At 32.1% G+C, this 24905-nt stretch carries 16 protein-coding genes; all 16 read left to right on the top strand.

What is annotated here, in order from left to right; all coding sequences use genetic code 11:
* Positions 1–39: 39 nt before the first annotated feature.
* Complete coding sequence (locus ABJ974_RS13335) at positions 40–1200, top strand: tyrosine-type recombinase/integrase (protein ID WP_419868731.1); 1161 nt, start codon at positions 40–42, stop codon at positions 1198–1200.
* A gap of 279 nt (positions 1201–1479) precedes the next feature.
* A complete protein-coding gene (locus ABJ974_RS13330; RefSeq protein ID WP_419868730.1) occupies positions 1480–2448 on the top strand; it encodes a hypothetical protein in 969 nt (322 codons plus the stop codon).
* Positions 2449–2450: 2 nt separating this feature from the next.
* Positions 2451–3464: a hypothetical protein gene (locus ABJ974_RS13325; RefSeq protein ID WP_419868729.1), complete on the top strand. Its 1014-nt coding sequence runs from the start codon at positions 2451–2453 to the stop codon at positions 3462–3464.
* Between the two features lie 721 nt (positions 3465–4185).
* Positions 4186–5727, top strand: coding sequence for a T9SS type A sorting domain-containing protein (locus ABJ974_RS13320; RefSeq protein WP_419868728.1), 1542 nt, complete (start codon positions 4186–4188; stop codon positions 5725–5727).
* Between the two features lie 5 nt (positions 5728–5732).
* Entirely contained in the window at positions 5733–8987 is a 3255-nt protein-coding gene (locus tag ABJ974_RS13315) for an RHS repeat domain-containing protein (protein WP_419868727.1), read from the top strand.
* Between the two features lie 12 nt (positions 8988–8999).
* Positions 9000–12548, top strand: a complete 3549-nt coding sequence (locus ABJ974_RS13310; RefSeq protein WP_419868726.1) for a DUF6443 domain-containing protein — start codon at positions 9000–9002, stop codon at positions 12546–12548.
* An 11-nt stretch (positions 12549–12559) separates the two neighbouring features.
* Positions 12560–12988, top strand: coding sequence for a hypothetical protein (locus tag ABJ974_RS13305; protein WP_419868725.1), 429 nt, complete (start codon positions 12560–12562; stop codon positions 12986–12988).
* 779 nt (positions 12989–13767) lie between these two features.
* On the top strand, positions 13768–14931 hold the full coding sequence (locus ABJ974_RS13300; protein WP_419868724.1) for a hypothetical protein: 1164 nt from the start codon (positions 13768–13770) through the stop codon (positions 14929–14931).
* A gap of 1104 nt (positions 14932–16035) precedes the next feature.
* Positions 16036–16659 (top strand): WG repeat-containing protein, encoded by a 624-nt coding sequence (locus ABJ974_RS13295; RefSeq protein ID WP_419868723.1) that lies wholly within the window; start codon positions 16036–16038, stop codon positions 16657–16659.
* Positions 16660–17773: 1114 nt separating this feature from the next.
* Positions 17774–18037: a helix-turn-helix domain-containing protein gene (locus ABJ974_RS13290; RefSeq protein WP_419868722.1), complete on the top strand. Its 264-nt coding sequence runs from the start codon at positions 17774–17776 to the stop codon at positions 18035–18037.
* A gap of 224 nt (positions 18038–18261) precedes the next feature.
* Positions 18262–20214 (top strand): AbiJ-related protein, encoded by a 1953-nt coding sequence (locus tag ABJ974_RS13285; protein WP_419868721.1) that lies wholly within the window; start codon positions 18262–18264, stop codon positions 20212–20214.
* A complete protein-coding gene (locus ABJ974_RS13280) occupies positions 20198–21043 on the top strand; it encodes an HNH endonuclease signature motif containing protein (RefSeq protein WP_419868720.1) in 846 nt (281 codons plus the stop codon). The genes ABJ974_RS13285 and ABJ974_RS13280 overlap by 17 nt, the downstream gene beginning before the upstream one ends.
* A 427-nt stretch (positions 21044–21470) precedes the next feature.
* A complete protein-coding gene (locus ABJ974_RS13275; RefSeq protein WP_419868719.1) occupies positions 21471–22256 on the top strand; it encodes a hypothetical protein in 786 nt (261 codons plus the stop codon).
* An 83-nt stretch (positions 22257–22339) separates the two neighbouring features.
* A complete protein-coding gene (locus ABJ974_RS13270) occupies positions 22340–22627 on the top strand; it encodes a helix-turn-helix domain-containing protein (protein WP_419868718.1) in 288 nt (95 codons plus the stop codon).
* 42 nt (positions 22628–22669) lie between these two features.
* Positions 22670–23377 (top strand): antA/AntB antirepressor family protein, encoded by a 708-nt coding sequence (locus ABJ974_RS13265; RefSeq protein WP_419868717.1) that lies wholly within the window; start codon positions 22670–22672, stop codon positions 23375–23377.
* An 80-nt stretch (positions 23378–23457) separates the two neighbouring features.
* Complete coding sequence (locus ABJ974_RS13260; protein ID WP_419868716.1) at positions 23458–24486, top strand: hypothetical protein; 1029 nt, start codon at positions 23458–23460, stop codon at positions 24484–24486.
* The last annotated feature ends 419 nt before the right edge of the window (positions 24487–24905 follow it).

The raw sequence follows: 24905 nt of genomic DNA, 5'->3' as shown, positions 1-24905 counted from the left end.
TTACAGGATATAAAATTGTACTCATTAAAAAATAACGACATGGGAAATAAAGTTTCGGTTAAGCCTATTTTACGAACCGATAAAATTTTGAAAAACGGGAATTCTCCGATTTATCTTCAGGTAATCATTAATTCCGTAAAGAAAACCTTTACTTTAAACGAAAACGTTGCTCCTAAAGATTGGGATAAGAAAAGCGGAGAAGCGAAAGGAAAAGGCTATAAACCTTTAAACGATAAAATAACCAAAGAAAAAACCGATTTGGAGTTATTTCTCCGTCAGAACGATTTAGCAGGAATTCCACTTTCCTTTACTTTAGTAGATAATTTTCTAAAAGGCACTAATAACAATGATTTTTATGCTGTATTTGATGAGGTTTTGGAAATGAAGAAAGGAGACGGATTAGCCGAAGATACCGTATATAAGTATGAAACTCTAAGGAAACGGTTAAAGAGCTTCAAAGCTAAGTTATTCACTTCAGATATAGATTCTGTTTTTATAACGAAATTTAATAATTATCTAAAGAAATTAGAAATAGGAGAAGGAGGACTATACAATCATCATAAATGTTTGAAATGTATTATTAACGAAGCCATTGAATATAAAAAGTTTAAGGGTGACAATCCCTATAAAAGTAAAAAATCGTTAAAAGTAAAATCCCCAGATCACAAGACTATATTTTTAGATGAAGAAGAAGTTCTCAAAATCTTAAAATTTAAACCGACTTCCGCTACTATGAAAGCGACTAAATATATGTTCCTGCTATCTTGCTGTACAGGATTAAGGTATGGTGATTTATATTCGCTAAAAGTCTCCGATATTGATTGGAACAATAAAATTATCTCTAAAAAAATGTTGAAAACAAAACATATTGTAGATATTCCTCTAAACAGGCAGATAAGAGCTTTACTTGCAAGATTTCTGACTAATAAAAAACCGAGTGATAAAGTATTTCCCGAAATATCTAATCAGGTCGGAAATAGGATTTTAAAAAAAATAGCAGAAGAATGCAAGATAGACAAAGAGATTAGCTTCCACGTAGGGAGGCATACCTTTGCTTCCTATCTGGTAAACAATAAAAATGTATCTCTACCTTTGGTAAGTAAGCTTCTGGGGCATAGAAGAATCGCTAATACGATGATTTATACAAATTCTAACGTTAAGAATTTAAGAAGCGTAATGGATGTAAGCCGTTACGGATAATTTTATAAATTTGTAGAATGTTAAAAACAAATAGAATGTAAAAGCATTAGATAAATATTTTTAAGATAAAAGCGTCGCTTTTATTCTGTTAGGGGGAATCTGGTAAATTCAATACACTACAGAATAAATGAGTTGATGCTCACGCTACGGCGTGGGCTATCCTTGTTTATAGTGTATAGGCTTACCAGAGCCTCCCCCTAATAAATGAAGGTATAGTTCCACGCTTTTTCTATGTCTATATTTAAAGCGGTCTGGAACTGGCGGCATTAACTATTAATCGTGGGAAATTTCTCTTATCTGATTCAGAAAAAATTTCGGGAGCTGAATTCAGAACAACAAAAAATCTTTATTAGCGAATTTGAAAGACGAAAGAAATCTGTAGGAATATCTTACCTGCTTTGGTTTTTGGTAGGTTGGCATTACGCTTATCTTAAAAAATGGGGTTGGTTGATATTATATATTCTTACCGTGGGAGGATTTTTTATCTGGGCAATTATTGACCTCTTCAGGATTCCTAAAATGGTTGAACAATATAATAATGATCTTGCTTTAGAAATATTACGGGATATTTCAATCATGTTTCCTGATGAGGTTCGGGATTCGGGTGATAAAGATGTTAATAAAAAGGCTGTAAATGAGCTTTACATCACTCAAAAAATGCAGTCAGAAGAAAGTTATTCATTTTATATAATCGTTGGTATAATCATCTTGTTTAGCGTTTCTGTTTTCTTCTTAAAGCCTGATCGGGCTAAAATGCAAAATGCCATCGTTGATAAAATCTTACTACAAAAACCTCAGATTTTTAAAACGATGAAAAACTTCTTTTTAGGAGAAGAAATGACGGAGAAATATTCCCAAAACTTTATTTCCAATACCCTTTCTAAAAAGGGATATTCCAACCTTGGAATTTATGAGGAAGATTTTGTTTTGGTTAGAAAGCTTGACTATCGTAACGAGGATTCCAAAGAAAATCTAATCACAGCCTATGGATTTTTAGGATTTACAAAAGTCCTTTTCAGTGATGAAAATCTTGCAGAAGATAACTTCAGCAACGAACAAAATAAAAGTGGCAAAGATCACAATACTCAAAGAGTTGATATAACAAGGGTTGAAAGTTATAAACCTAGCAAGGGATATAATTATTATGAAGAACAATCTAAAATGAGAGAAAAAAATAAAGTATCCCAGAATTCTGAAGCTGAACCTAACCTTCCCAATCAGCAGGGAGATTCAATACAAATCAATTAATCATGAAAAAGTTAATAACATTTATTTTATTCATTAATTACGTTCTGGTTTTTAGTCAGAAAAATATCAATGAGGAACTTGCAGAAGCTGAAAAGTTTGCCAATAAAATAATAGAAAATAATCCCGATAAAATTCTAAGCTATTATAAACTGCATAATGGTACTCTTAAAAGATACTATCCCGATAAAAATAATAATGAGGATGATGATAGCGAGATCATGATGTCATACAGAATCATTAAAAAAAATAATAAGATCATTTACATTAGTAAATCTGATAGTTTTTGGGGAATGGGAGACTGGAATAGTTCGCAGGATTTTTATTTTGATAACAATGGAATTCTATTAGGAGCTGTAAAAAAAGAGGACTGGTTTTTAGAAAATAAATGTGCAGGGCAGATCAGATACCGTGGTATTTATAAAAATTACGGAAATCCCAAATTACAAAGGGTTGATAAGTTTTATAATGAAAATGATAAAGAGATCGATTTAGATTCTCCCAATTGTAAAAAAAGTAAAAAGGAGGCATTAGAAAATGCTGAAAGAACTGATAAAATTACCTTCAGAGATTTAAAGGGTTTTATGAAGGCGGAAAAAATTAAATATTATCGGAGTGATAAAAATGAAAAAAATATTGAGAATGAAAAAGAAAATCCTTCTATTGGGAACCTTATAAATGGAAGAGGAAAAGAGATAATCCAAAATGAAAATGCAGGAGATCCTTTGGGTGGTGATGGAAACGGTAATAGCAAAATATGTGTTGACCGAAAATTAATAGGTTTAATTTATGGAACAATGGGAAGAGGAGGAAAACAACCTTCTCATAGTTGCACAGCAAACGGTTCTGTTACGATTGCCTATACCGTAGATAAAGCAGGAAATGTAGTTTCTGCCAGAAGATTGGGAGGAGTTTCAGATTCTTGCATTGTATCAACATCAATCGGTTGGATCAAGAAATATGTAAAGGCTGAAAAAGCCGATGTAACCTCTATGGGAATCTATAGGATTACATTTTAATGCTCTCTAAATGAATATATATCAAGATTAAAGAAAAAATAAACAAGAGGAAAGCAAGTAAAAGCATGATATGTTTTACTGAAATAACAAGTAAAATAGAAGTGAAAATAGAAGTCATGATACAAGAAGAAGCAAGTAAGGGTTACCCGAAAAGGCTCTGTGTTGCCCGAAAGGGGAAAAGCCCTGATACTAAGGGAAAATTTGCTTTTTAATCTATGGGAAGATCCGGCAATACAAGTGAAGAGTTTTAAAAATGCCGGAAACCCCACTGAAAAATATTTTGAATATATAATAATTACCCATTTCAACTTTTTTGTTTTTTATCCTTATCAGAATTATTAAAAATAAAGTGTAACACGTCAGGTTTTGTCGCATTAGAGAATTAGCTTTGCGAAATAAGTAAGAATATTAAATGACAAGAAAATGAAAAAGAAAATTAAATTAACAACGAAAAAGCATATGCTACAGGGACTTTTCCGCTACTGCAATCGTACTGCAAACCCTGTATTTTCTATTAAAAGTAGTGGTTACTGTAACATTTGATAAAAATCATGACCTATAATAAATATCACAATAACAGTTTATTATATTTAGGTATTGGTCAATTCCTATAAACAGACTGATATAAATATAGTATACCCTGTAATTTGTAATATGAATTTTATGTAGGTTTAAGACAAAATAATAAAAAGATAAGTATTAACTATTAAAACCAAAGTGAATGAGAAAACTCTACATGAGTGCATTATTTCTATGTACTACGGCTGTGGTATATTCACAGCAGGTTCTCTGGCAGAAAGATATTAAATCCAGTACCCAGGATTTTTTAAGCCAGGTAACCACTACTATTGATCAGCAGTATTTAATCTCAGGAAGTGTTATTCAGGGCGGTAAGCCTGATGCTTCAGGCAGGGAGCAGAATAACGGCTATGATTTCCATTTAATCAAGCTTAATCAACAGGGAGAAGAGGTCTGGGAAAAGTATTTCTCAGGGAATAACCATGATTTTTTGTCAGCAACCGTGGCTACCCAGGAGGGCGGCTTTTTGGTAGCAGGAACTTCTTTCTCTTCCAAAAATTCAGATAAGAAAGAAGAATCTAAAGGCGGTTCAGACCTCTGGCTTCTAAGGCTCAATGAGCAGGGAGATGAACTTTGGCAAAAGACTTTAGGGACAAGTTCTGATGAAGAAGCTCGAGCAGTAGTTCAGACTACAGATTTAGGGTATGTAGTGGCAGGAAGTATCCAGAACTTACCTAAAGGATATGGTTCTAAAGATGTCTTGGTAATCAGACTGGATAAAGACGGAAAGGAATTATCCCAGCTTATATTAGGAGGGAGAGGATTGGATGAGGTAGAGAAGATGATTCCAACAAAGGACGGCGGCGTACTCTTAGGGATGTATTCAAGAAGTGGAAATTCAGAAGGAAAGAAGACAGAGAACTATGGAGAAGGCGATTACTGGATTGTTAAGCTGAGTAAAGAAGGTAAGGTAGAATGGGAGAAGAATTATGGCGGCAGTGGAGATGATCATCTAAGAACGTTGGCTTTAACATCAACAGGTTATATAGTAGGAGGCGAATCGAGATCAGATCGATCAGGAAACAAGACAGTAGGAATAGAAGAAGGAACGGACTTATGGCTGATTTCATTAAATGACAAAGGAGAAGACTTATGGCAGAAGTCTTATAGTTTTAAGAACAGAGATGTACTGATGGGAATGAGCACTATTAATACAGGAGAAGATAAAACAAAAGGAATTTTATTGGGAGGCTATACCCAGGCAGAAGGAAGAATAGAGACAGATGATGAAACGTTCTGGATGTTGTATTTGAACGATAGAGGAGAGGAACAATGGAGAAAGTATGTGAGGGGAGAATCAAGGAAGAGAGAGGAGAGGTTATCGGATATTAAGTTAAACAGAGATGGCTCTATCCTACTGGTAGGAACAAGTGCTGATGAATTAGGCAAGGAAAACTGGAAGATCGTGAAGTTAGGAGATCAGCAGATAGATCAATTGATAGAGAAGCAGGATATTAAGATTTATCCCAATCCTGTATCAGATTATGCTTATGTAGAAATAGGCTATGATTTTAAGGAGGCAGATATTATGTTGTATGATATGAGTGGAAGGCAGTTGCAGAGTCTAAAGACAAAGAATAAGGTAACGAAGTTGAATACACAATCTTTGATACAGGGAGCTTATCTGGTGGTGATCAAGACTGATACTAATAAAACGGCTAATGCTAAACTCATAAAAAAATAAACACGATGAAGAAAAAATATTTACCATTATTACTATTATTATCTATTCAGACCTATAATAGTCAGAGTTTATCTACCAATAATAATTTTGATCTTCCTAAAATAGTACCCCCATCTCAAGAAACATTTGCTAACAGCAGAATTAATTTTGAACAATCTTCCAGTGGAGAGTTTAATTATGAACTTCCCATTTATGGAGGGATTAAAACTCCTATTTCTCTGAGTTATATAAGTGGAGTAAAGGTGGATGACATCGGTACAAGCACCGGGATGTCCTGGCAATTAAATGCAGGAGGAGTTATATCAAGAGTAGTAAAAGATGAAACGGATGAAAATAAGGAAAACTGGCGACCAGATACAGTTAACGAAACTGCTGATTTACAAAAAATCAGAAATGCAGCCAAAGCGGGAAATGTAATAGATACTGAATATGATTGGTTTAATTTTTCAACTTCCAATGGATTAAGCGGCAGTTTTTACATAGATAAAGATTTAAATGTTTTTATAGAATCAAAGGATAACGTTAAAATAGAAATTAGTGTTAAAACAGCTCCGGTATCTGTATACGGAAAACTTTTAGAATTTAAACTGACTGACAAATTTGGAACTGAATATTATTTTGGAGGAACCGAAACCAATACAGAGAAAACAACTTATGAAAATTCAGGACCAAATGAATATGCAGTTACAGGATGGTATCTGTATAAAATACTAACTCCGGAGAAAAGAGAGACTAGTTTTAATTATGCTACAGAGCCTCTTAATTATTATGTTTCGTTGAATGCTCAATTCAATGTGCAACAAAATTGTAGTATTCCGGCAAGTACCCAATATACTTATAGTGGAATCAATAAAACAAAATCTACCATTCAGTCTTATAAACCTCGACTGGTAAGCATTGTTGAAGATGATAAACAAATCAGTTTTATATATAATAAAGAAAGGAAAGATTTATTCAATAGTACCCCCGAAAATAATCTTCTTACTTCTGTAGAAATTAAGTATGGTAATCAGCGTATCCATAAATATGATTTTGAATATCTTGATGTACAAAGTTCAACAGTTGCTACTTATTATGGATTACCTTCTACTGAAAATTCAACTAAAAATAGACATTTTCTGAAATCTTTAGTAGATACTAAAAGAAATGTAAAAACAGAGTTTGAATATAACAGTTTAGAATTATTACCTTCTAGATTTAGCCTGTCCACAGATTATTATGGATATGTTAATGGAGTTAATAATCTATCTCCTTTTCCGTCCATAGCTTCAGATAATAATTTTGGAATTTTTAATGGTTTCTCTAACATAGTTCCTTCATCCATTTTTTCAGCTGACAAAAAAGTTAAGCCTTCATTGGCTTCTGTTGGAAATTTGAAAAAAATAATACATCCGACTAAAGGTGTTTCAGAGATCCTTTATGAACCTAACTCAAGTATGGGGCAGGTAAATGAGGTTGTAAAAGAAACGGGTTTTATAAGTGTTAATTATAATAAATGTAATCTGGCTAGTGATAATCCGGTTGATTCTTTTACTTTCGTTTCCAACGGAGCTCCCATTGAATACTATGGGACAGCCTTTTTTGATTCCTATTTTGGATGTGGAGAGCCTTCAAGTGATCTTCATAGCCTGAAAATAACAAATTTAACCACTGGAACTATAGTGTTCTCAGGTAATAAAAATGTGTCGGATCCTTTCAATGCGGTAGTAGGTACTAATTATTCCCCTGTTAGTACAGTAGCAGGAAATATCTATCAGGTAGAATATTCTGTTTCATCACGATTAGGTGTGGTAAGTGGAAATATATTTGTTTATTATAATGAACATACTGCCACAAAAACGGAATTAATATATTTTGGAGGAAACAGAGTGTCTTCTATTAAAGAATCTGATGTAGAAGGTCATAATTATACACGGAAGTTTTACTATAGCAAGCTGAACGATATAGGAACTCAAAAGACTTCTATTGCAGAATATAATGCACCTTATTTAATGGCCCAAAAACAGGAAACCTCAAAATCATGTTCCAATGGAGGTACAATGCCGGGAGTAGAGATAAGAGATGTATATTCCGCTTATCAAAATAGTTTATTACCCTTTTTTAGCCATAGAAGAAATAAAATATTTTACAGTGATATAACTGAAGTTATAGAAAATAAGAGTGCAGTGGAACGGAAGTTTTCATATTATAATAATCAGGATCCTTATATAGGAAGGCAACCTGAAATATATAATATTCCAAAAACAAACTATGGGGAGTTAAAATCTAATTTATTACAAGAAGAAAATCAATATAAATTTGAAAATGGAATCTATCAAAAGATTATAAATAAAACTTACCAGTATAATTATGAGAAAATAAAGAGTTTGAAGAGCTATGTTTTCAGAGAGAATTTCACCTATAATCCAGATCCTGCACAGGATCAGCTATTAAATATCTCATATGGCTTCTATGAAAATTATTATGGTTTTTATAATCCTACAGAGATAAAAACAACGGAATATTTTCCAAATAATGTGACAATAACAACAACTAATACTAATACTTATTCCACTCAGAATCATTATCAGCTAACTTCAGCAAAAACACAATTTCCTGATTTATCAACTCAGACAACTTCATATAGTTATGCTCATGAGAAAGGTAATCAGAAGTTGATAAATGCTAATATAGTAGGTGTTCCATTAGAAACCACTACGATACTAAAAGAGAGTGCTTCTGCTTCTGATGTTATTGTTTCAAAGGAAGAAACAAAGTATGAAGGGACTCATTTATTTCCGAGCTCTATAACTACCCAGAATCTTTTAAACTCGGCTTCTATCACTACAGAGATCACTTATGATCAGTATGACTCTAAAGGAAACCTTCAGCAGTATACAACCAAAGATGGAATTCCAGTAGCTATTGTATGGGGTTATAACCAGACACAGCCAATAGCGAAGATTGAGGGAGTTACTTACACCCAGGTCTCTTCTTTAGCTTCGGCTATCGTCACAGCTTCCAATACCGATGCTTCAGCAGCAATTAATAATGATGAATCAGCACTTCTAACGGCTTTAGATAACTTTAGAAACAATTCTGCATTATCAGGTTACCAGGTTAGCACATACACCTATGACCCCTTGATTGGAGTAAGAAGTATCACTCCTCCATCAGGAATCAGGGAATATTATATCTATGATTCCGCAAATAGACTGGAGAAAGTAGTAGATAGTAATGGAAATATCTTAAAAGAGTATAAGTATAACTACAAACAATAAAAAACACGAACTATGAAAAAAATAATCATTCCAATAAGCCTATTGTTTGTAGCAGGATTAAATGCCCAGACAACAAGTGAAAACTATATCCAGAGCAGGGTTTATTTAGAGCCTGTAACCGCTAGCAGTGCTACAGCCAAGCAAATGCAGACGGTACAATATTTTGATGGATTAGGTAGGGCTAAGCAGGTTGTTAATGTAAAAGCATCCCCACTGGGAAAAGATGTAGTTACCCATATCGAATACGACCAGTTCGGGAGACAGGTGAAAGACTATCTTCCTGTTCCCCAGTCCGGCACTCAAAACGGAGCAATTTTTCCTACTCCGTTATCCAATGCCACTCAGACAGATATTTACGGAACAGAAAAGATCTATGGCGAGAAAGTATTGGAAAACTCCCCTTTAGATAGAATCCAGCAGCAAATACAGGTAGGAACGGATTGGAGTACCAAGCCTGTTAAGTTTGAGTATGATGCCAATACCACAGCCGATGCTGTAAAGAAATATGCCATTACTACAACCTGGGGTAATGGAGCTACCTCTTATACTATTGGTACCACCACTACCTCTTATGGAGCTAATCAGTTGTATAAGAATACAGTCATAGATGAAGATGGCAATAAGACCATAGAGTTTAAAAATGGGAAAGGACAGGTAATCCTGGTAAGAAAAGTAGTAAGTTCTACAGAGAATGCAGATACGTATTATGTATATAATGAATATGATCAGTTGGCGTATGTTATTCCACCAAAAGCCAGTGCTGTTGCCAATGTTAATACAGTAGCAGAGAGTTTATGCTACATTTACAAATATGACGGAAGAAACAGGCTTGTAGAGAAGAAGCTTCCCGGAAAAGGCTGGGAGTATATGATCTACAATAAAGCGGATAAGCTTGTAATGAGCCAGGATACTAATTTAAAAGCATTAGGACAATGGCTGTTGACTAAATATGATCAGTTTGGAAGGGTTGTTTATACAGGTATTACTAATAACACGGGAAGTAGAGCTACGAATCAGACCAATATTAATAACAATGCTAATCTCTATGAAACCAGAACTTCTGGTGTTTCCTTTACTTTGAATGGAATGCCTGTTTATTATACCAAAGTGGCAGGTCCTACCAATGTAACCCAGATTTTAAGTGTTAATTATTATGATACCTACCCAGCAGGTTCCCCAGGAATCACCAATGTATTTTCTAACCCTCTTCTTACCGCTACTCCTACTTCTATTACAAGTAATGGAATAACAAGTATAAGATCTACCAAAGGACTTCCCTTAGCTTCCTATGTGAAGAATATAGAAGATGATGGATGGACGAAGAACTATACCTGGTATGATACCTCAGGAAGAGTATTTGGAAGTAGAAGTAATAATCACCTGGGAGGGTATACCGTTGTTAATCATCAGCTTGATTTTTCGGGGGTACCCCTTCAAACCTATACCTACCACAGGAGAGTCATGACGGATACAGAAATACTGACTAAAGAAGCTTTCACTTATGACCATCAGAATAGATTGTTAAAGCACACCCATCGGGTAGGATCAAATCCTATTGAGATCCTGGCTCAGAATACCTATAACGAACTATCCCAGTTAAAGACAAAGAAAGTAGGAGGAACAGTTGCTTCTTCTCCGCTTCAGACCATTGATTACAAATACAATATCCGAGGCTGGATGACCCAGATCAACGATCCGTCTAACTTAGGAACTGATTTATTTGGGTATAAGATCAAATACAATAATCCTGTTTATACCAACATTGCTTCAGGAAAGTACAATGGGAATATTGCCGAAGTAGACTGGAATGTTTCCACAGAAGGAGTCCTGAAAAGATACAGCTATACTTATGATGCATTAAACAGGCTGAAAGATGGAATCTATTCAGAACCTAATGCTACGGTCCCTCAAAACAACTACTACAATGAGACATTAAGCTATGACCTGAACGGAAATATCAAAACCCTAAAAAGAAACGGCTATATAGAAAATGCAGGAGTACAATTAATAGATAACCTTAACTATGTATATTCAGGAAATAGGCTCCAGACTGTTACGGATTCTTCATCCAATTATTTAGGATATCCTGATTCATCAGGAATGCTTATCCATTATGATCTCAATGGAAATATGACAGATCATGAGGATAAAGGAATATTAGGAATTACTTACAATCATTTAAATCTTCCGAATTATATTACATTTAACCAATCATATGTTCCGAGATTCCCTGATTTAAGCGGTAATACAACAAGCTATAATGTCAATACTAAATACCTTTATCGTGCAGATGGAGTTAAATTAAAGAAAACATACACCTATGGATCTGGAAGAACTAATACAGAAGTTAACCTTATTACGGAATATCTTGATGGATTCCAGTATGAAGTGGAAGATGCAGGAGGAAGAGCTGTAATAATTCCAAAATTTGTTCCTACCTCAGAAGGTTATTATAATTTTGAAAATAATAAGTATATTTACAACTATACAGATCATTTAGGAAATATAAGGCTGAGTTATATGTACAATGGCAGCGGTTTTGATATTGTGGATAAAAATAATTACTATCCTTTCGGATTAAAGCATGGTACTGGAGGTGCGAACACCAATCCTGCTTATAGATATCAGTATAATGGTAAAGAATTACAGCAGGAAACAGGGTGGAATGATTATGGTGCAAGAATGTATATGCCTGACTTGGGTAGATGGGGTGTGATTGATCCGTTAGCTGAGCAAATGAGAAGACATTCAGTTTATAATTATGCCTTCAATAATCCAATAAGATTTATTGATCCGGATGGAAGATCGGGAACGGACTGGGTTCAAAGGGGAAGCCAAATTTTCTTCGATGATAAAGTTAAATCTCAAGCAGATGCAACAGCTGCTTATGGAGAGAATGCGCAACATCTTGGAGAAGGTAGTACACTAACTACAAAAGTAAACGGAGAAACTACTTCAACATATACCTTCCATAATAACGGAACGATAAGTAGCGATTTAGGGCCTTTGGATAATAGATTTGATCATACAACGCAAGGAGGAACCACCATTATGGCTTCTAATTCATTAGGTAGTTATGGAGCGTATAATTTTATTGCCGGTGCTGCTGCAACAGCGTTAGAACAGGGAGCAGGTGTAAGTAGAATAGGTTCTAATTATAAATTATACACGGCGACCCAAGCGGGACGAGTGTTTTATGGCAACCAATACGTTAAAACTTATAGTATTGGTAACATTGGAACTAAGCTTGGAGTGGCAGGATTTGGTGTTGGTTTATTAATGGATGGAATGGGTGTTCTTAATTATACTCAAAATCCACAAGCACCGGATGCTGTTTCTCTTCCTAAATTTGGAACTAATACAGGGATCGGACTTTGGGGATTATTAGGAGGACCTTATGGAGTCGCTGTATCTACAGCTTATGGAGCGGTGGAAGCTGTTTATCCGGGTGGTGTTGAAGGAGCAATGAATGACAATGCTAAATATCAGTTTGAACTCGATAGCGGAGTGAATAAGGCCGGACCGAACAGAGTGTATATAATCCCAAGAGGACCTAAATAAATAGAGGCACTATGGAAAAAATAAAAAAATATTATCATTACTTTTATTATAAATGGTATAAACTAATAGAATATACTTCCAGAGAATTAGGAGGGGCGTTTTTGACGGACTTTAAGGCGACAATTGCAATGATGGCTTTAGAAATTTGGATTATGATTTCTATTTATGCATATTATAGCGTTATTACAAAGCAAAATCTTCATTTGTCATTGAAGAATCCCTTAGTTTATATTCCTTTTAGTATCATTGTTTTATTAAAGTGGAGAAATTTTACAAATAAAAATCAATGGGAAAACTATCATAAAGCTTTTGACGAATTACCGAAAGATGTAAACAAAAAAGGTGATTGGATAGTTTTTGGAATATCGGTTTTTATTTTTTTTAACTTTATTTTTTCCATTTATCTAATGATGCAGGTAGACTGGAGCAAGTACAGATAAGATATTATCATTATTAAAGTATAACGATAAAGTACATAAATTTTGTCTTAAAAATAGTTGCAAATTCATAAATAGAATTATATATTCTGAAAAACTAAGCAGAGGGCAAATAATTGCCCTCTGTTTTTTATTTATAAGGTAACCTCTGAAAATTATAATAAAGAAAAGGATTCCATATCAGGGCAATAAAATAGTACATAAGCCTAATAAAGCAGTTAGGCTTTAAAATATTTTTAAATTTACTGTTAAATGAACATATAAGTAAAGAGCTTTACGGGTGATTGATTTCATATTGCCTATTCAACATTTACGCTATATTTTTGGATTTTGTTAAGGAAGATAAGGCAAAAGTGAATTTCCATATCAAGTTTAGGTTTTGAGCTACATTAATTTTTTACGTCTTCCTTAACTTTAAAATGGATTTATTATTACTACTATATTAGTCAGAGCAAGGGCTGCTTATCTTTAATACTTCATGTGCGAATTTTCCCTGGCTCTCTTTTTTACTGAAATGTTGAAGGTAAAAATATATTGAATCTCTTTAATAACGAACTTTCCTGAAACATAATCATGAATATGTTGCTATGCTTTTGGAAACGCATCAAAAATCAATGAAAAGCTAAAAGAGGTATAAAAATAGGTGCGGAAGAAATTTCCACCAATTTTTCCATATTTAAATTGAATGCGGAATTTTATTTAATTACCTTTGGTTATCAGATGACCTGATCAATTTTTGCAGATGTTATATCTCAATTTAAAGTATAATAAAGATTTTTATAATGGTTGATAAAATCAAATTTATTGTCGAAGACGTTTTAATCAGTGAGGATTTTCTGGAGGAGAAAAAGAAATATTCCGGGGAAAATAAGAAGAAAAATAGGCAATGGTTTGTTTTCGATTATAAAAAGTTAGAATTACTCCATTTCTTCCGTTACCAGAATAAAGAGCGTGAAAATGATATTGATCCTCAAGAGCAGGACGATGATATTGAGTATCTTGACCAGGACCAGAGATTTGTTAATAAGAATTATAAAAACCTATCCATAGTATTTGTCAGACCTCTTGATGAGAAAAAGGGAAAACTGATAATTCATCAGAATTTACGTAAGGATTATTTAAGAGTTAAAAACAAGAGAGGGAAAAATATTTTAAATGATCTGACCTATAAAGATTTCGAGGAAATTGTCAACCTCTATTCCAGGCAGTTTAAAATTCCAGGAACAAATTTCTGGAATGCCAGAATAACCAAAATAGAATTGGGGGCCACAATGGTTTTTAATGGGAATATGAGCACGATCCTTTCCTGCTTTGGGACCTGCCCTAATGTAGGAGAAAAATTTATCTATGGGAATTCAGGAATCAGCTATAAAGCAGAAAACTTTAGCATCAGTATTTATGATAAGCTTAAACGCGTTCTGCAGAATAAAGAATTACTTGAGACGCTGACAAAAACAAGAAGGGAGGAATTCAGAAAGATCGTGCTCCGGCATTTTTTCTACTTAAGATTTGAGCTAAAGGTAGAAACGGTATCAAAGTTCAACCAAACAGCTTTTAAAGGTAAAATAAATACTCTTAGGAATCTGCGTGACCATTGGGATAAAGTTGCAGATTCTTTGCATGATCTTGCGGGAAGCCTGAGTTTTGTTGATTTTTTATCTCCTGAGATAGAAGAGACCTTGTTACAGGCGAAATTGAACAATAGTAAAAGTAAAAAGGATTTTGATGATTTCATGTACTATTTAGCTATTAAAAGCCAGGGAGGACTGCAACCTTTTAATACTTACATAGCTGATTTATTGCACAAAGGAATAAAATCTTCCTACATGAAAAAACTTGAAGGGGCGTACGAACGTTTTGTAAAAAAGGAAAAAAACAAATATTTCCGTATATTTGATAAAAAATTTGAAACAAAAATTAAAACCCTCAAGAAATCTAAGTCATAGCTTAAAGGTTATATATAAGGTTCATATATATCTAAAAACTATAAGACTATAAACCTATAAGACCAAAGGCTATAAACTACTAAATACTAAAGAAGGTTATATACTTAGGGCAGAATTTTTGTTTTTGGGATTTCCCAAAGTTCCTCCTATTTGTTTAAGACTAGAAATCTTTATAGGAAATGTAATCAGCCATGACTTAATCCACCTCAGTCATTTTTAACCTTCAATGATCAGGTCAGGTCGTTACTATTACGCATTAACCAGTTCCCTGCAATATCTCTATACTCTTCAAACGAATTAGACTCTGAATGAGCGTGATTAATAAGGCAAATTCCGATGTTCTTTTCTCTGTAATAGATTTACCTTTCTCCGTCCTTAAAAGAGGAATTTTGCCTTTTAAATAGCGCTGATAAAATATTATCTCCTGATGAGTATTTCTGATTATGAAATTTTCCTTCAGGCTTATTTTATTATTTTTCGGAATGATAATGTTGATGCAGCAATTACCCTGGTCAATAATTTGCTAAGGAATTAATGGGTCATTTCCCAGGATTATGATGATCAGTTTTGCCGGAATCTACAAGTAAAAGGATCTTTTGGAGTTTTACGCTATAAAAACAACTGATTCGCTTTATATGAATTCAGGACTGAGTATGAATCTTTATTTTCATTCCCTTCCCTCTTATTTATCAGCTTTTTCATTTTCCCAGAATTACTGTATCCTTCCCATAGAACATTCAGAAATAGTCTCTCTATTCAATGAGTGAGCTTGTTCTTTGTGATGCAAATCATTTCAATACTGTATTTCTCAGGATTTTTTACAATATTCTTATAGCTTCACTCTGTTTTTCTTTTTAATATTTACCATTTTTCTATCTATAATGGAGTTTTATTCTGAAGTCAATGTTTCAACTATATTTTCAGTTGTATGTAATCGGAATTGAACATCCTCTCCTTCTATGCCTCCGATATTTTTTCCATTCCACAGATTTTTCTTAGCTTAGTTTTATGGAAAAAAATTTCAACTACGCTTGGTCTAAAATTGAACTAAAATTCAATTTTCTCCCGCATCTCACTGATACTTATTCTGTTAACGCAAATACTATGAAAGTAGTACAGATAATGAATTTTAAAGTATTTTTCATCATATTTTTTTTCCTTTTTCAAAATACATTGGCTCAAAAAAAATTTCAGATAATCTATCAAGACGATGATTATTCAACTTCAATAATTGCCGATAAAAAAGGAAAAGTGATAAAAACTCTTGACAAGAATGTTTATGGTATAAATTATAGACCTGAAACATTAGGCTATTTCTCAATTTTTTCAATCATAAATGAAAAGGGCTGGACTGCAATTGACATAAATGAAAATCAACTTTTTCAAGTTTTGAATACTGAATATGGAACTCCTAGCCCAGATGATCTTGTGGAAAATAAGATTAGAATTGTGGACAAAAATGGAAAAATAGGATTTGCAAATAAAAAAGGTAAAATTATTATTCAACCTAAGTTTGAACAAGCTTCAACTTTTCATAATGGAAAAGCTATAATTGGAAGAAAATGCAGAATGATTCCCTGGTTAGAGCATCCGATTGAAACCGACTGTCACCATTATTCTGTAAAGTGCGAAGAAGAAGAAAATGGTTATATCAATAAAAAAGGGAAAATAATTGAATTAGGAAAATTTACATTTAATGAGATAGCAAATAAAATAAAATGGAAATAAATTTATAATTGAAAAGCCTCTTTCATGTATATTTCTGATAAAATCGACCACTATATTCCCCTTGAAGTGATTTTTTAACTGCTATATCTAGGATTAAATAAGTATAACAATCCGCAAAAGACCTATCATTGAAAGAGCTCAATTAATAAGGCAAATTCCTGCCCTTTTCCGTCTGAAGTATAAATTTATTATTTCAGAATTTGAATTGAAATTTGATTAGTAAAAGGTCGAATCTGAAAATGGAAGTTTCAATCATCTACATGAATATGGCATGTTTAGGGAAAATAAATATGATACTGTTAATATACTTTTATGACATCAGTTCACAAAGCTATAGGTGCAATATATATTGATATCATTTGTAAAAATACAATAATATCAATATATAATTAAAGATTAATAGTCATGAATGATCTCATGTTGCATATTCCTTAAAAACACTATAATTTTATCATCGTTAAGAGAGACTCATGGTATGTTGAGAAATTTCCAGAGAAAGAAGCTATATTAAAAATTTTGCAAACTATTTTTACCTACTCTCTTAACTTTTGACATTAATTTTTTTTATAATTATTACTATTAAGCTTTGAGCCAAGGTTTATTTTTAAGACTTTTTTACTTCATTATTTAAAGACAATCCTTGGCTCTTATTATTTATTAATTGAAATGACTATATAGTTGATTCATAATTAAATAATTAGGGAAAGCGTACAAATGAGGAATATCGAATACTCTTCCTTAATTTTTAATATTGATGTTTTTTGTTTAACATCTTAAGTTTTTTTGAGTCAGGGAAACTTTATATTAAATAGTCACATAATATAATCTGCTTTCCCTGACTTATTTTTGTGTATTTCTTAAATTTTTTAATTTCAAAACTACCTTAATATCCATGCCTATTACCAAGTACAATTCTTTAATTACTATAATTTGGATTTTTTTTCTTTTTAAAGAATCTCAATTAAGTTTGTCGTGTCGTTCAGTATTTCAATAATAGTAATTACAATGAAAGTAATGGATATAGTACTCTTACAAAAACTAACGGGTTGATTGTTAAATAACTTTCTTATTACTTTAAAAATGCTTAATTTCATAGGAGATTAAATCATACTTAATGGAAGGTAAAGAGCTACCGAATAATACCTTTCTTCTAAAAAGATTGAGGGCTTTAGAAAAGAGAGTAAAATCATTAGAAGAGTTTTTAGAAGAGAAAACGTTAAAAGAAACATTTACTGTGGATGAAGTTCTGAAAGTCTATGGAATAAGCCGATCCACTTTCGATAGATATAGAGATTCAGGATTAAAAGTGTATCAGCCTAAGAGAAATGGAAGAATTATGGTGAAAAAAGTTGATATTGATAAGTTTTTAAAGAAATAAAGAGTAATATATATATGTTTCAAATGAAGACTTTATAAATATGTAAGTTGAAAGCGATTGCCAGATAATTCTGTTATTAATTCTTAATCTAAGGGTTTTCATTTAATGTTATTAGAAAATTATGTAAATGCCTCAAAAACCAATTTAAAACTGATTAGAGTATAATTTAGTCTTAAAAGAATTTTAATTGATTTTTACTGTTTTAAAATTTGTAATGTTGAGTTATGGAATTTAAGTTGCCCTATGAAATAAAAAGAAAACTTCTTAATGAAATTTTAAGTCTGAATAATCCATTTAATCTTTCGGATGATTATTCTTTGCCTGATTTTCTTTTAGAAATATTACCCCTGAAAGATATGGCTTCAGAGGATAGTCGCTTTAATAATGCTTATGAAGATGCTATACAGCACACGGTTAATAACGATGATTGGGAATTTGATTATATTTTTGATAAAAGATTTGGAATTTATAATGATGAAAAACTTTATAAAAATTTTCTCGAAAAAACTATAAACCTTGCTTCGGAAAATAATAAAAATCTTCTGATCTCTTTGATACAGAGAGCTCTGAAAGATTATAATTTCCGTATAGTCCAAAGATTTGATGTAAACTCTAATATTATTTATAATATTGAAGAAAATGATGAAAACTTTAATAAAGCCGATTTCCCTTTAAATGATATTCCTTTTTTTGTTTTTGATAATCATCGTGATATGCCTCAAGCAAAATACCCTTGTTTTAAGTTAGTCTCTGATAACTGGGATGATTTTGGATTTAAAACCACTTTTTATTTAGAATATTATTTATCGGAAACCGAATTTCATAATGTTGGTGGTATTAAAATAATGAAGAGGGGAGAATTTAATACACCTCTTGATAAAAGATTTACTAACTTAAATGTTGATTACTGTAGCATCTTTATTGATGAAGACTCTTATTTTAAATTAAAAAATATTCTTCCCGATAGATATGTTTCTATTCTATCAGCCTTAAATGATGTTGGTTATTTTCCTACAATTTGTGAGAATTTTGAAAATGAAAGAGGTTTTATAAAATCTCTTTGCCGTGATTCTAATGAAGCGGAAAAAATTATAAGAACAATAAGGTATAAACTAAATTATGGTGATGTTACTGATTTCTTTAATTTTAAATTTTTGTTTAAACCTATTTATTCAGAATATAGTGTAGATTTTAATTTTGATTTTAATATCAAAAAGTCTATTCCCAAGAGACTTTACTGTATAATCGGTAAAAATGGCGTTGGCAAAACATTAATGTTAAGAGATTTACTATTAAAATTATCTGAAAAAGATTCTGAAAAGATATTACCCCGAGTTCCTCTTTTTGGTAAAACAATAGTTGTTTCTTATAGTTACTTTGATTCTTTTGAAGACATAAAAAACCGTCTTGATTTTAATTTCTTATTTTGTGGTTTAGTGAATGCCGAAACAAATAAACCTCTGACTAATGATGATTTAATTATTAAAATTCTTGAGTCAATAAATAAAATTGAAGAAAAGGAAATTGTAAGAAAATATCATTGGGTTTGTAATGAATTTCTTGATGAGGAGCTTTTAAAAGATATTTTTTCTTCTATGGTGTACAATTTAAAAGAAAAATATTCATTTGAGGATTTTTATAATATTGAAATAAAGAAAGAAAATATTTCTCTTGTTGTTAATAAAATGAGTTCTGGGCAAAGAGCATTATTTTTTATTATAACCGAAATTATAGCAAATATTCGCTATAATTCTTTAATAATTTTTGATGAGCCTGAAACTCATTTACACCCGAATGCTATTACTGAATTTATGAATGTTATTATGGAATTACTTCAAGAATTTGATTCTTATGGGATAATTGCGACACATTCTCCTTTAATTGTTAGAGAAATTTTTTCTGATAGTATCTATGTTTTTGAAAAAGATAAGGTTGTTCCCAGAGTAAGAAAATTGGAATTTGAAACTTTTGGAGAAAATCTATCTACGATTACTAACGAAATTTTTGGGAATCGTGATGTTCCTAAATATTATATAAAAGTGATTGAGGAACTTGTTGATTTAGGGAAATCCTATGAACTTATTGAAAATGAAATTCAAGGGGAGATTCCGTTAAATTTGAATGTAAAAATATTGATAAAAAGTTTGGTGAAAAATAGAGATGAAGAACCTAACTAATTTTGATGAGGATTCTTTTGCCGTCTATAAAGATGCTGTTAAAAGAAAACGAGATATAACAAAAAAAAATGTTTTAATCGGATTAGAAAGTAGAATCGAACCCCAATTCATCTTATATGCTGAAAAATTTAATGATAAAAAAATTTATGAAATAACTTCGTTAGGTTTTGATGATGCTGAGAAAAGTGTTTTAATTGACTTGTATCAGTATAATTCTTACGTAATTAGGAGTTTAAAGAATAAAATATTGGATAAGCAAATTGCGACTATAAATGCTACTTGTCAATATTGTACTTTAAATTCTGTAGAAACTTTGGATCACTTTATTCCGAAAGAAGAGTTTCCCGAATTTTCTGTAAACCCTTTAAACTTATTACCTTGTTGCCCAACTTGTAATAGTAAAAAAAGCTATTTATGCTTTGATGGTGAAGAAAGTCTATTTTTGAATTTATATCTTGATGAGCTTCCAAATAAAAAATATTTAAAAGCCGAATTTGATTTTAATAATGATATCCCCTTGGTAACATTTTCTCTTTATAATCCTGAAAATATAGATAGGATTAATTTTAGAACTATTCGGAACCATTACGAAAGATTAAATCTTTTAGAAAGAATGAGAGAAAAATCTAATGAGATTATAACCGAAATTATTAATTCTTTAAGAACTTATTATAAATTAGATTCCGACATAGAATCTTTGAAAAATTTTATTGTAGATGAAGAAAATGAAAATAAAGAAGCTTATGGATATAACTATTGGAAATCTGTATTAAGATTGTCTTTAATCCAGTATGATGAGTTTTGGAAAAAATATATAATTAATCAATAAAAGCTCCCTATTTTTCTCCCCAAATATTTTGTGAATTGCTGAAAGCCCATTAAATAATGGAAAAATAAAATATTAGTTCGAGCCCAGGTGGGACCACTACAAAAAACCGTAATAGTCAATTATTTAGAATATTACGGTTTTTAGTTTTTGTAATTTCCCAACATTTTCCCAACCTTTAAAATTTAATATGTTATTTTGAATAAAATTTAAGCTTAATTTTTAGGATTATAAACTTAAATTAATGAAATCGATAAGTCGGATTATTAAATACTAAAAAATAAAATTGAGAGCGATTTAATAAAAAATTAGAATGATTAATTTAAATATTATTTCTTTAACCTTATTTTCAAAATATTTAGAGATAGAATTATAATGCGACATGTTTTGTCGCATTAGTTATTTAATTTAGCTATTCAAATTCAAAAGAATGGAAGATTTAATTTATCATACCCTGGAAGATTTTAAAGATAATTTGAAAATTACTTTTGTTAAAAGTGATGAGGTTGATTATTTAAGTTTTTTAGAATCTGAAAAAAAGAAATATGAAAGATTCTTTTCCTCTGTTGTGGATAAAGAAAAGGATCTCCTGTGTCTATATAGAGATAAGTTTGATAAAGTATGTTTTCAAATTAATAATCATTTTCCGATCAAAGAAAGAATTATTGTATATAATGTTCTGGATATGATACCTACTGACAATGATATTGAATATCTTGAAAATGTACTTGAAAGAAAATTAAGCCAGTTTGAAAAATCGTTAATAACCAACTACCCGCAATTCAGGGAAAAATTAAACGAAGAATTTGAAAAACCGATGTCAAAGATATTACCCTATCATGAAATTATTAATTTTCTCGGATATAGCATTAAAGAGGAAGCTAATAAAATATATTACACAAAAATTGCAGGTATTGAATCCAATAAGAATGATGAAAAAAGCAAATTCATCGATCTAAAGCCTAAACAGACCCAGAAAATAGGCTTATTAATTCAGTCCGGTATCGTCGATTTTCTTCGCGCCAAATACCCAACAATCACTAATAATCAAATTGCAGGATTCTTTGAACTTATATCACAAGAACCCCTACGGCAAAAGTCTACCAATACTCATTTTACCAAAGATAAAAATTCTCCTAAATATCCTATTCGCAATAAACAGGACAAGACCGAGCTAAGTCTTATATTATCCCGTTTTGGAATGAGAAACCTTTAAAAAATATAGAGTTCGGAGAAATAAATTTGTTCCGAATTATTTCCGAACTCACTTTTGTTGCATAATATTTAAAACGCATTATTATGACAACTATCCAATTTATCGGAACTACACCTGATGATTTAATCAGGGAGATTAAAAAAGAAATTATTCCCGAACTCAAAGCCGAGCTATCTAAAGAGTTTCAGCCTAAAGAACCTACCAACTATTTAACACGTAATGAGGTATGCGAGATTCTTCATATTGACCTTTCCACTCTTCACCGATGGAGAAAGGACGGAACCCTTGTAGCCTATGGACTAGGAAACCGTATTTATTTCAAAAGAAACGAAATAGACGAGTATGTAAACCGTAACAGACTTAATCCCTGATTCTTTCACACTACAAAATTTAAACATCAAAGATCATCACTTATGGAAATGATTAAAATTACAAGCGTAGAAAACGGATTACAGACTGTACTGGCAACAGACTTATACAAATTTTTAGAGCCTAAAACAGAGTTTAGACACTGGATTAAGAGAATGTTTAGTTATGGTTTTGTAGAGGGAAAGGACTTTTGGACTCCTTTGTCTGATTCTGAATTTACATCAAAAATGACTGAAAGTTTTTGGCGGTCATTTTTGACCGCCAAAAAACAGACGGAGATTACCGAAAAACTTTACACGTCAAAAATGATGGGCAAAGAACAAAGGGGCGGACACAATGCCAAAGAATACATTTTAAGTCTGGATTGTGCTAAGTCTATTTCAATGGTTCAAAAATCCGAAAAAGGCAGACAGATAAGAAACTATTTCATAGAAGCCGAAAAAGAGTTTAAAGCCATTGCCACTCCCGCGCAGGTTCAGCAGTTATATAACCGCCTTACAGCTTTGGAAAGCAAACAGATTGATTATGCGAATGATTGGGCGGTAGACCGATATTTAAGGGTTAATAAACTCTTCTCTGAACTATCCCGCACCGACCGTCAACAGCTCGGCAAACTCTGTACTAAACTCCATAAGGAACAATATAATACTCCGCCCAAGAAAGTACCTCATCCGTCTTATACTGAAGGACAGAACGTTTACCCTTACGAGCTTATTAATACGGTTTTTAAAGACTGGAAAGCACAGTCCTGATTCCCCAATTAGAAACAGGATAAGAAGAATACACTTGTTTTCTCCTCCCCCTGTACCCTTTCTTATTACTCTTTTTTATTATGGCTTTGCATGTAGTGAAGCCATGCAGAACCCTTATGCTCTTATCTATGTTAGATTTCCTTAAATTCCGAACCTTTGACCAGACTGTAATAAACAGGCTTTTGAGCAGTGGGGACTTTAACCATGTTCAAAGCAAGGATCATTATATTTACTATTTTCAGCACAAAAAGTACAGTAAAATTAAACTGGAGTTCCGTAAATCCTCCAAAAACCTTGCAGAGAACGAATTTACCTATGTAGATCTATTTATTTCCCCTCACTATCATTTTAATAAGTATAAACATAACGGAAATGATTTCACCCCTGAAAATTGTAAACATGCATTACAGGAAATCTGCTCTGTCCTGAAGATCAATCCTTCGGAATATTCCTCCTTGCAGTGTGTCAATCTGGAATACGGAATTAATATGGTTCCAAAAACAGGAATAAAGAATCTACTCTCAGGAATGATTTATTTTAAAAGAACTCCGTTTATCTGTTCTCAGGATTTCCCCTATTTCAAAATTACCGATACCTCATCTTATAAACAGATTAAAGCCTATGGAAAAGGTATGCAATTTATGCATATGCCTGAGTATGGAATAGATATAAACACCCTGCGTTTTGAAATCAGGAATAAGGAAGCTGTTTCTATACGCAAGTTAGGAATCCATTCCCTGAATGATTTACTGCATAATGAAGTAGATAACAGGTTAGCGCAAAGCCTTCTTGATGAATGGGAGCATTTTCTTATCGTGAATATAGAGCCTGATTTATCGGGTTTTACGGCTGAAATGACAGAATATATTACCCAAGCAAAAGAAATTGAATTTTGGGCAATAAAAAGGGATAATAATTATCGAAATCGTTTTTTAAAAGAGAAGGAAAAATACTATCGTAAATCACAAAAAATAAACAACCTGCACCGCCTTTTGAAGACACAGATTATTGACAAACTTTTTGACCTTACAAGGGGTGCAAATTCGACGAACAAAACCCCGATGAAATCTAGGTTTTTTAAAATTGAAAAAAACATCTCCCCCCGTTAAGCGCCGAATATGCACCCATATTTACAATAACTCTACTTTTTCATTACAGAAAAAAGGCTGATAACTTATATAAAGATGAATAAAAAAATGGGGTCAAAAACTCCAAAATTAAGATTATGATATTTTTAATTAAAATTCTATTTCTATTGAGAAATATCTAAAACTCCTTAAATGCTGTTTATATAAAAATTGTGAACCTCACCCCTGAAAGTTACCGATGAGGTTAAAAGACTACACAATTACACACCTAAAAAAAAGAAAGTTGTTAGTAATTGTTAAGGTTGAAAACATAAGAACCTGATAAAACCTGACATTGGAACTTCACAAAACTTAACCTTAAAACTTGTCAAAACTTGACATTGGAAAATCCAAATAACCCACAGGATTATTATAACAGATTAAAATTTTTAAAATTATAC

This window comes from Chryseobacterium sp. CT-SW4 (genome assembly GCF_048572715.1).
Classification (GTDB): Bacteria; Bacteroidota; Bacteroidia; order Flavobacteriales; family Weeksellaceae; genus Chryseobacterium.
This window is presented reverse-complemented; position numbering and strand designations above follow the sequence as displayed.

Excerpts from the sequence above, each read along its gene's own strand:
- ABJ974_RS13335 (WP_419868731.1), top strand. The coding sequence starts at position 40 with ATGGGAAATAAAGTTTCGGTTAAGCCTATTTTACGAACCGATAAAATT.
- ABJ974_RS13325 (WP_419868729.1), top strand. The coding sequence starts at position 2,451 with ATGAAAAAGTTAATAACATTTATTTTATTCATTAATTACGTTCTGGTT.
- ABJ974_RS13320 (WP_419868728.1), top strand. The coding sequence starts at position 4,186 with ATGAGAAAACTCTACATGAGTGCATTATTTCTATGTACTACGGCTGTG.
- ABJ974_RS13315 (WP_419868727.1), top strand. The coding sequence starts at position 5,733 with ATGAAGAAAAAATATTTACCATTATTACTATTATTATCTATTCAGACC.
- ABJ974_RS13310 (WP_419868726.1), top strand. The coding sequence starts at position 9,000 with ATGAAAAAAATAATCATTCCAATAAGCCTATTGTTTGTAGCAGGATTA.
- ABJ974_RS13305 (WP_419868725.1), top strand. The coding sequence starts at position 12,560 with ATGGAAAAAATAAAAAAATATTATCATTACTTTTATTATAAATGGTAT.
- ABJ974_RS13300 (WP_419868724.1), top strand. The coding sequence starts at position 13,768 with ATGGTTGATAAAATCAAATTTATTGTCGAAGACGTTTTAATCAGTGAG.
- ABJ974_RS13295 (WP_419868723.1), top strand. The coding sequence starts at position 16,036 with ATGAAAGTAGTACAGATAATGAATTTTAAAGTATTTTTCATCATATTT.
- ABJ974_RS13290 (WP_419868722.1), top strand. The coding sequence starts at position 17,774 with ATGGAAGGTAAAGAGCTACCGAATAATACCTTTCTTCTAAAAAGATTG.
- ABJ974_RS13285 (WP_419868721.1), top strand. The coding sequence starts at position 18,262 with ATGGAATTTAAGTTGCCCTATGAAATAAAAAGAAAACTTCTTAATGAA.
- ABJ974_RS13280 (WP_419868720.1), top strand. The coding sequence starts at position 20,198 with ATGAAGAACCTAACTAATTTTGATGAGGATTCTTTTGCCGTCTATAAA.
- ABJ974_RS13275 (WP_419868719.1), top strand. The coding sequence starts at position 21,471 with ATGGAAGATTTAATTTATCATACCCTGGAAGATTTTAAAGATAATTTG.
- ABJ974_RS13270 (WP_419868718.1), top strand. The coding sequence starts at position 22,340 with ATGACAACTATCCAATTTATCGGAACTACACCTGATGATTTAATCAGG.
- ABJ974_RS13265 (WP_419868717.1), top strand. The coding sequence starts at position 22,670 with ATGGAAATGATTAAAATTACAAGCGTAGAAAACGGATTACAGACTGTA.
- ABJ974_RS13260 (WP_419868716.1), top strand. The coding sequence starts at position 23,458 with ATGGCTTTGCATGTAGTGAAGCCATGCAGAACCCTTATGCTCTTATCT.